Origin of the sequence: Rufibacter sediminis (genome assembly GCF_014269285.1) — a bacterium.
GTDB classification, from domain to species: Bacteria; Bacteroidota; Bacteroidia; order Cytophagales; family Hymenobacteraceae; genus Nibribacter; species Nibribacter sediminis.
This window is the reverse complement of record NZ_JACOAF010000004.1, coordinates 207,365-214,250: the sequence shown is the minus strand read 5'-3', so window position 1 is coordinate 214,250 and position 6,886 is coordinate 207,365. Positions and strand designations below refer to the sequence as shown.

At 53.7% G+C, this 6,886-nt stretch carries 9 protein-coding genes; 1 reads left to right on the top strand and 8 read right to left on the bottom strand.

The features are described from left to right. The 3 genes from H7U12_RS02570 to H7U12_RS02560 form a co-directional block, all read right to left on the bottom strand. Positions 1-118, bottom strand: a 118-nt coding sequence (locus tag H7U12_RS02570) for an inositol-3-phosphate synthase (protein ID WP_241749061.1), incomplete at its 3' end; no start/stop codon positions are given. Between the two features lie 301 nt (positions 119-419). Further along, a complete protein-coding gene (locus H7U12_RS02565) occupies positions 420-626 on the bottom strand; it encodes an Arc family DNA-binding protein (protein WP_186632406.1) in 207 nt (68 codons plus the stop codon). A gap of 3 nt (positions 627-629) precedes the next feature. Beyond that, entirely contained in the window at positions 630-1,481 is an 852-nt protein-coding gene (locus H7U12_RS02560; protein ID WP_186632404.1) for an SPFH domain-containing protein, read from the bottom strand. A gap of 192 nt (positions 1,482-1,673) precedes the next feature. Here H7U12_RS02560 and H7U12_RS02555 point away from each other — a divergent pair, with 192 nt between their 5' ends. Next, positions 1,674-2,048 (top strand): SPW repeat domain-containing protein, encoded by a 375-nt coding sequence (locus tag H7U12_RS02555; RefSeq protein WP_186632401.1) that lies wholly within the window; start codon positions 1,674-1,676, stop codon positions 2,046-2,048. 105 nt (positions 2,049-2,153) lie between these two features. On the opposite strand, the gene H7U12_RS02550 is transcribed toward H7U12_RS02555, so the two are convergent. The 5 genes from H7U12_RS02550 to H7U12_RS02530 all read right to left on the bottom strand — a co-directional run bounded on the left by H7U12_RS02550 (position 2,154) and on the right by H7U12_RS02530 (position 6,794). After that, on the bottom strand, positions 2,154-3,113 hold the full coding sequence (locus tag H7U12_RS02550; RefSeq protein ID WP_186632398.1) for a bestrophin family protein: 960 nt from the start codon (positions 3,111-3,113) through the stop codon (positions 2,154-2,156). Between the two features lie 36 nt (positions 3,114-3,149). Next, complete coding sequence (locus H7U12_RS02545; protein WP_186632395.1) at positions 3,150-4,046, bottom strand: SdiA-regulated domain-containing protein; 897 nt, start codon at positions 4,044-4,046, stop codon at positions 3,150-3,152. Positions 4,047-4,204: 158 nt separating this feature from the next. Next, the gene (locus H7U12_RS02540; RefSeq protein WP_186632392.1) at positions 4,205-4,645 is read right to left on the bottom strand and encodes a PepSY-like domain-containing protein; all 441 of its coding nucleotides are present in this window, start codon (positions 4,643-4,645) and stop codon (positions 4,205-4,207) included. A gap of 212 nt (positions 4,646-4,857) precedes the next feature. Further along, positions 4,858-6,120: a sensor histidine kinase gene (locus tag H7U12_RS02535; protein ID WP_186632389.1), complete on the bottom strand. Its 1,263-nt coding sequence runs from the start codon at positions 6,118-6,120 to the stop codon at positions 4,858-4,860. Then, positions 6,117-6,794, bottom strand: a complete 678-nt coding sequence (locus H7U12_RS02530; protein ID WP_186632385.1) for a response regulator transcription factor — start codon at positions 6,792-6,794, stop codon at positions 6,117-6,119. Before H7U12_RS02530 ends, H7U12_RS02535 begins: the two co-directional genes overlap by 4 nt. Positions 6,795-6,886 lie beyond the last annotated feature (92 nt).

Genomic DNA, 6,886 nt, shown 5'->3' with positions numbered 1-6,886 from the left:
GCTTGCCCAGCCGGATGCGGCCCATTTGGGTCAGGGAGCCCACCGGTTGTGAAAACCCTTTCTTGATCGATTCCACCCCGGCGATCAGGGTGGTCGCCACCGCGCCCAGGCCCGGCATCAGGATCCCCAGCTTGCCGCTGGCCTCTTTCACTTGATATTCCATAGTTCTATTTTAAACGTAATGTAGGGGGTTTGTCTTCGGTTTTGGGGTAAACCAAGGCTTAAGATATCTATTTTCCTATTAATGCCCGCAGGTACTTACCCTATTTCTGCGCGAATTTCTACTGTAAAAGTTAAAAGCCAATTGGAGGGGCACTTCCGGTTGGTTCGCAAGAGTTCCTGATAAATAAAATCCAAGACGCAAATCCTCTGATTTAGAACCTATTGAACCGACGTGTCTGTGTCAGATCTAACCAGAGTTAAGAAGAAGGTGCCTGCTCCGGGGGAACCTCCCCGTCGCCGGAATTCTGGTCAGGTTTGGGCAGCCTGCCGGCTTTTTTCAGGGCTTCCTGCACAATCCACTCAATCTGGCCATTGGTGCTTCTGAACTCATCTGCGGCCCATTTCTCCAGTGCTTTCATCATCTCAGCGTTCATCCGCAGCGCAAATGATTTTTTCTCGGCCATAGGCTAGTGGTGTAAAGTCCCGGCATTTACCACGGGGTGCACGCTGCGGTCTGAGCAGAGCACCACCATCAGGTTGGTGACCATGGCGGCTTTGCGTTCCTCGTCCAGCGCCACCAAGCGTTTGTCGTTGAGTTGGTGCAGGGCCATGTCTACCATGCCCACGGCTCCTTCCACAATCTTGGCCCGCGCCGCTACAATGGCGGTGGCCTGCTGGCGCTGCAACATGGCGCTGGCAATTTCCTGGGCGTAGGCCAGGTAGCTGATTCTGGCTTCCAGCACGTGAATGCCGGCAATGGCCAGACGTTCCATCAACTCGCGCTCCAGCTCATCGTTCACCTCCTGCGAGCTGGCCCGCAACGAGATCTCGGCATCGTTCTCAAAGTTGTCATACGGATAAACGCCCGCCAGTTTGCGCATGGCAGACTCGCTCTGGATCTTCACGAAGGTCTCGTAGTTGTCTACCTCAAAAGCGGCCTTGAAGGTTTCCTCCACGCGCCACACCAGCACTACCCCAATCATGATGGGGTTGCCCAGTTTGTCGTTCACTTTGATGGGCGTGGTGTCCAGGTTGCGGGCCCGCAGCGAGATGTTCTTGGAGACCAGAAACGGGTTCACCCAGAAGAAGCCGTTCTGCTTGATGGTGCCCGCGTACTCGCCAAACAATGTAAGCACCCGTGACTCATTGGGGTTCACGATTTTAAAGCCTTTGCTCAGGAAAATAAACACCAGCGAGAACGGGGCAATCACTTCTGGGCCTATGTAATAGCCCAAAGCGCCCGCCAGCCCGGTAACCAGCAGCAACACAGTTAGGATAGTGTACCCAGAGATGGGGTGAAAAGGTTTTTCTGCTTTCATGACATTCATTTATTTTGATATCAAATTGATATCAATAAAGGTAGCAAAATGAACCGATTTTCCAAAAAACAGGCTTAAAACCGCACAAATCACGCGTAATGCATTGAAAATCAGTAGTTAAACACACAGCCACACCTAAAAAGCAGCGTATACCAGAGTAGTTGTTTGTAGGTTTAACTTAAAGAAGTGGTTATGCGCATTATTCCAACCAGTATCCATGGCATCATGGACTACCTTATCGCTGTTCTCCTGATAGCAGCACCCTGGCTCTTAGGCTTTTACCGGGGCGGCATTGAGAGCTTCATCCACATTGGGGCGGGGATGATCATCCTGATTCAGGCGCTCCTGACCCGCAATGAAACCGGGGCCGTGAAAATGATTCCCATGCCGGCGCACATCATGAGCGATCTGGCCATTGGCTTGTTGCTGGCGCTGTCGCCGTGGCTGTTCTTTTTCCACGACTACATCTGGGAGCCGCATTTTATTGTGGGCCTCCTGATCACGGGGCAAGCGATTCTCACCAAAATGACCCCGGCCACCGTTCACCGGACCGAGCCGCGGTACTGAGCTGAAGCAAAAACAGCAGTTCCCCGGTTTAAGGCACGTTTCGAGAAAACGTGCTTAAAACCGGGGAACTGCTGTTTTGCCGGGAAATGGTAGCGGGAGCGCCCGCTATAACATGATGCCCTGCTTGTGGTTTTTGGACACCGGGAAATTATTGTCGCCCCAGTGCTCTTTCAGGTTGGTTTCAATGGCCAGGGAAAGCTGGGTAAGCGGCACGTCTTCCAGGCGGTTCTCAAACGGATCTTCCATGCGTTCGCCCACCAGATCCAGGCACAGGAACACAAAAGAGACAATCACCGACACCGGAATACTGGCCCAGCCGATCTCGTCCACGAACACAAACGGCAACAAAGACGCGTGGATGAACACGAAAACCCGCGAGAAGAAACTGTACTGCCGTGGGAAGGGCGTGTTCTTGATCCGCTCGCTTTTGCCCTGGATGTCGTTGAACGCCACCAGCGTCTGTTCCAGCTGCACAAACCGGTAGTCTGAGAGCCAGCCGCGCTCATACGCCCGGCGCAGGTCATCTCCCTGCAGGTTGATCAGGTAGTTGGGCGGGTTGTTTTTGTGCCAGAACGCCTTGTACTCTTCCTCTGAGAGAAAAGCGACGGTGTCTGAGTACTCGTTGGTCTCCTCCACAATCTCCTCCTGCTTGGTGCCGTTGTAGGGCTTGGGCTTTCTGAGGAAAACCCGCAAACCGTGCACAAACGCCAGATGCCGGTACACCATGCGGTGCTGCAGCTTCTTCACCAGCTCGGCCTCCTGCTCATCCGTGGGAATGATCATGGTGGTCACCTGGCGGCCCCAGGCGCGGCTGCTGTTCACCAGCTGCCCCCAGATCTGCCGGGCTTCCCACCACCGGTCATAGGCGTTGCTGTTCTTGAAACCCAGGAAAATAGCCAGGGCGGTACTTAAAGCGGTAAGCGTACTAAAGGGCAAGTGCAGCTGCACCACCTCATAATAGCCGTGGATCAGGTACACCGCCACCGAAAGCAGCAGGTAATACAGCATGCTTTTCCAGGTATAGAAGACGATGACCTCCCACTTTAAATTTCTATCTAGAATCATAACACCAGGGTTTGATTGAGTAGAACAGCGTTTGGGTTATCTTGTTTGCGAAAGATTCACCAGCAAGATGTTGGCAGGATCTTTTTTCCCTTCGTTGGAGATGAACAACTCGCCTGACGGACTGAACGCGATGCCTTCTGGTTTGTAGAAATCAGCGTCGCTGAGCTTGAGCCGCTCTTTGATGCTGCCGTTTGCGTTCAGGATGAACAGCTGCGGGTTGGAGGCCTCGGTGAGGTAAATATCTCCGGTTACCGGGTGCAGCGCAATCTCAGAGGGTTGCCACGTCTTGCTCAGGCTTTTGGCGGTGCCCTGCGGCAGTTTCGGGTCTTTCAGGTTTAGTTTGAAGATCGGCTGCGCCGATAAAGTTTTGGCGCTCAGGTCAAACGCATACACGCCTTTAAACTCGGGGCTGCCGGGCTCCTCGCCTTTGATGGCCAGCAACAGGCGGTTCTGTTTGGCGTCATAGGTGAGGCATTCTACGTTGTGCGCCTCGGTGAGCGGGGTAGAATATTCTTTGATGGCGGGGGCCGCCGTCTGCCAGTTGCCTACTTCAAACAAGTGGCCGTCGCTGCGCACCACGTAGGCGGTGCTGCCCACCAACGCGATGCCCTCGTAGTCGCCGGCCGCGCCAAACGTCACCTGCTTCTCAATCTGGTTGGTTTTGGTGTTATACACGAAGATCACGCCGGCTTCGTCCTGCACGCAGGCGAACCGCCCGTCGCCCAGAAAGGCAATCCCGGACACTTCCCGCAAGATGGCCGGCACTTCCCATTTCTGGTTTATCTGCACCGCGGCCGAGGCCGGTTCTACGGTTTTCTTCTTTTTGCCTTTTTTGGGTTTATCGTCCGCAAAACCCATGGCTTTGTTATTCTCGCAGGCCAGCGCGGTCAGGGACAGCAGCAGGCTCAGACATAAAATTTGAATGCGTTTCATATGATCGTTCTTTAGATGTTGTGTTTGTGGCAAGAAGCCGCTGGCTCCGTATTTTTCTCTTAAAGCGTTTTGGGGCTGTTTTCAGGAAAACAGCCCTTAATCCGCCGCTACAATTCTTTTCCGGGGGAGCAGAATTGAACGAGTTTCTAGTACGATACTTAGTCCCAGAAGATCACGTTGGCTTGGGTTCCGTCAGGGGCGTACACCTTCTTCACCTCTTCGTTGGCGTTCTCCAGTTCTACCTGGTACACCACCTGGCCGTCTTTCTCCACTTTCTCCAGTTCATCCATCTGAAACGCCTGGTAGTCGCGCTTCAAGGCCACCGTCACCGTTTCGGGAAGTTGGGCCGAGGTGATGTCCTGCTTGTAGCTCATTACCTTACCTGTGGCATCTACCAGCGCGGTATGTTCTACCAGATTAACGGTAAACTCCGCCTCGTAGAGATTACCTTCTTTCTCCCATTCTATGTTCTGGGCGGCCGGGAATTTCACCTGCAGGGCGTTCTGTACCAACGAGGGGAGGTGCGTGCCGGTGAGTTGCTGGCTGCAGCCCCACAACGTGCCCGACGAGGCGAGCATGGCTAAAAAGATCGTTTTCATAGGTCAAAAGTTTAGCTTATCAAATTATTTAAGCCAAAGGTCTAACCCGAAACAGGAAAGAATTGGGAATCTTACAGGAGGTGAAAAAAAAAATTAAAGTTTATTAGAGCGCTGTTCCGGAGGTGAGGAGCAGGTTTCTGCCACTAATTTACGGCCAGCGTTTTAGGCTTGATTTTCCAAAAATTGGCCTAAAACGGGAGCGAAATCCCTGGTTAGAAGGCGACGATAAACGTATGTCCCTGCTGATAACGGTACGTCACCTGGAAGCCGTACAGGTCACAGATGGCTTTCACGATGGACAGTCCCAGGCCGGTGGAAGCTTGGGAGGAGGCGTCTTTGTAGAAACGGGCAAATACCTTGGTTTCTTCCAGCGGCTCTTCTTTGCCGGCGTTCTCTACAACTAAAGCTTCTCTGGAAAGCCGGATGCGCAGGAAGCCGCCTTTCACATTATGCACCAGGGCATTCTTGAGCAGGTTCATCACCAGCATGGCGGCCAGATCTGGGTTCATTTGCAGAGATACCTCTTCCGTTGCCTCCACCTCCACCGAGACGGCCTTATATTTCAGCTGGTCCTCAAAATCAGCCAGGGTCTTCTGCACCAGGTTGGGGAGCGAGACTGCTTCGGCCTGGGTAAACTGCCGGTTCTCGATCTTGGAGAGCAACAACAGAGATTTGTTCAGGCGGGTGAGGCGTTCCAGGTTTTCCATCACCGCGCCAATCTGCATCAGTTGCTCTTCCTGCAGGGGTTGACTCTCGGCGAGCAGTTCCAGTTTATTCAAACTGATGGCCAGGGGCGTTTGCAACTCATGCGAGGCGTTTTCAATCAAGGCTTTCTGGTTCTGGTACGCAGCCACGTTCTGCTGCAGCAGCTTTTCCACGGTCTGGTTCAAGAGCTGGAACTCGGCGATGTTGGTTTTTTGCACCGGCACCGTTTTGGCTTCTTCCAGTTTGAAATGTTGCAGGCGCCGCAGAATGTGGTAGAAGGGCTTCCAGATGCGTTTCAGGAGCAGGTTGTTGAGCACCAGAATACTGGCGATAAGCCCCAGGTATAACCAGAGCAACGAGTACAGCAGGTCTTCAATAAGATCGTCTTCCTCTACCATGGAGGTGATCAGACGCATTTCATAGTACCTGCCGTTGTGCCTGAAAACGGTGGTCAGCAGCCGAACGGGCTCAAAATCCTTTTCGTTCTGCATGTACATGAGCGTATCCTGGTAGAGGTCTTTCTTGCCGCGGGCCCAGGCCAGAGACACTTCATGTATTTTGTAGTAGCCTTCCTCAAACTCCGCCTGGGCGAGGACTGTGCTGTCTTGGGCAGCTTTCTGGATGACCAGCAGTTTCTGGTTCTCCAGGCCGTCATCTATGCTGTCATAGATTTCGTCCAGCATGTTGATGTAGAAAAGCGCGGCCCACCCCGAGATCACCACCAGCAGCAGCGCCGCAAAGTACGAGGTGGCGTAGTTGAGCAGCTTCATGCCGTGACCAGTTTGTACCCGATGCCGTAAATGGCCTGAATCTCCAGCTCGGCAGCGTGGTCTTTGAGTTTCTTCCGGAGGTTCTTGATCTGGGAGTAGATGAACTCGTAATTATCAGCTTGGTCAATGTAGTCGCCCCAAACGTGCTCGGCCAGCGCGGTTTTGCTCACCAGCCGGTCTTTGTTCGTGACCAGGTACAGCAGAATGTCAAACTCCTTGCGGTTGAGCACCAGCTCCTGGCCGGCCACCCACACCTGGTGCTTGTCTGGGTCAATCTGCACGTTCTGGAGCTGGTGGAGATGCTGGCCCTCAAACTTGCGGCGGCGCAGCACAGATTTCACGCGGGCGTGCAGCTCGGCCATGTGGAACGGCTTGGGCAGGTAATCATCGGCGCCCAGCTCCAGGCCCTGGATCTTGTCATCCACGGAGTTACGGGCCGAGACAATGATCACGCCCTCGGTTTTCTGCTGTTTCTTGAGTTCCTCCAGGATCTCCAGGCCGCTGCCGCCGGGCAGGTTGATGTCCAGCAGAATGCAGTCATAGGCGTACAGGCCCACTTTCTCCAGGGCGCTTTCATAGTCACAGGCGGTTTCCACCAGGTACTGCTCCTGCTGAAGGGAGCGCACCAGGGTTTCCTGCATTTCGGGTTCGTCTTCTATCACCAGTATTTTCATAGCCGTGGGATTTACCCGCAAGTACGGCGGTAAATCTGGAAAGAGTTGGGAATGTCTGCGGGAAGAGGCCCGCGCCGGACACAAGGGAGCGC

Coding starts and splice junctions, on each gene's coding strand:
- H7U12_RS02565 (WP_186632406.1), bottom strand. CDS start 626: ATGGCCGAGAAAAAATCATTTGCGCTGCGGATGAACGCTGAGATGATG.
- H7U12_RS02560 (WP_186632404.1), bottom strand. CDS start 1,481: ATGAAAGCAGAAAAACCTTTTCACCCCATCTCTGGGTACACTATCCTA.
- H7U12_RS02555 (WP_186632401.1), top strand. CDS start 1,674: ATGCGCATTATTCCAACCAGTATCCATGGCATCATGGACTACCTTATC.
- H7U12_RS02550 (WP_186632398.1), bottom strand. CDS start 3,113: ATGATTCTAGATAGAAATTTAAAGTGGGAGGTCATCGTCTTCTATACC.
- H7U12_RS02545 (WP_186632395.1), bottom strand. CDS start 4,046: ATGAAACGCATTCAAATTTTATGTCTGAGCCTGCTGCTGTCCCTGACC.
- H7U12_RS02540 (WP_186632392.1), bottom strand. CDS start 4,645: ATGAAAACGATCTTTTTAGCCATGCTCGCCTCGTCGGGCACGTTGTGG.
- H7U12_RS02535 (WP_186632389.1), bottom strand. CDS start 6,120: ATGAAGCTGCTCAACTACGCCACCTCGTACTTTGCGGCGCTGCTGCTG.
- H7U12_RS02530 (WP_186632385.1), bottom strand. CDS start 6,794: ATGAAAATACTGGTGATAGAAGACGAACCCGAAATGCAGGAAACCCTG.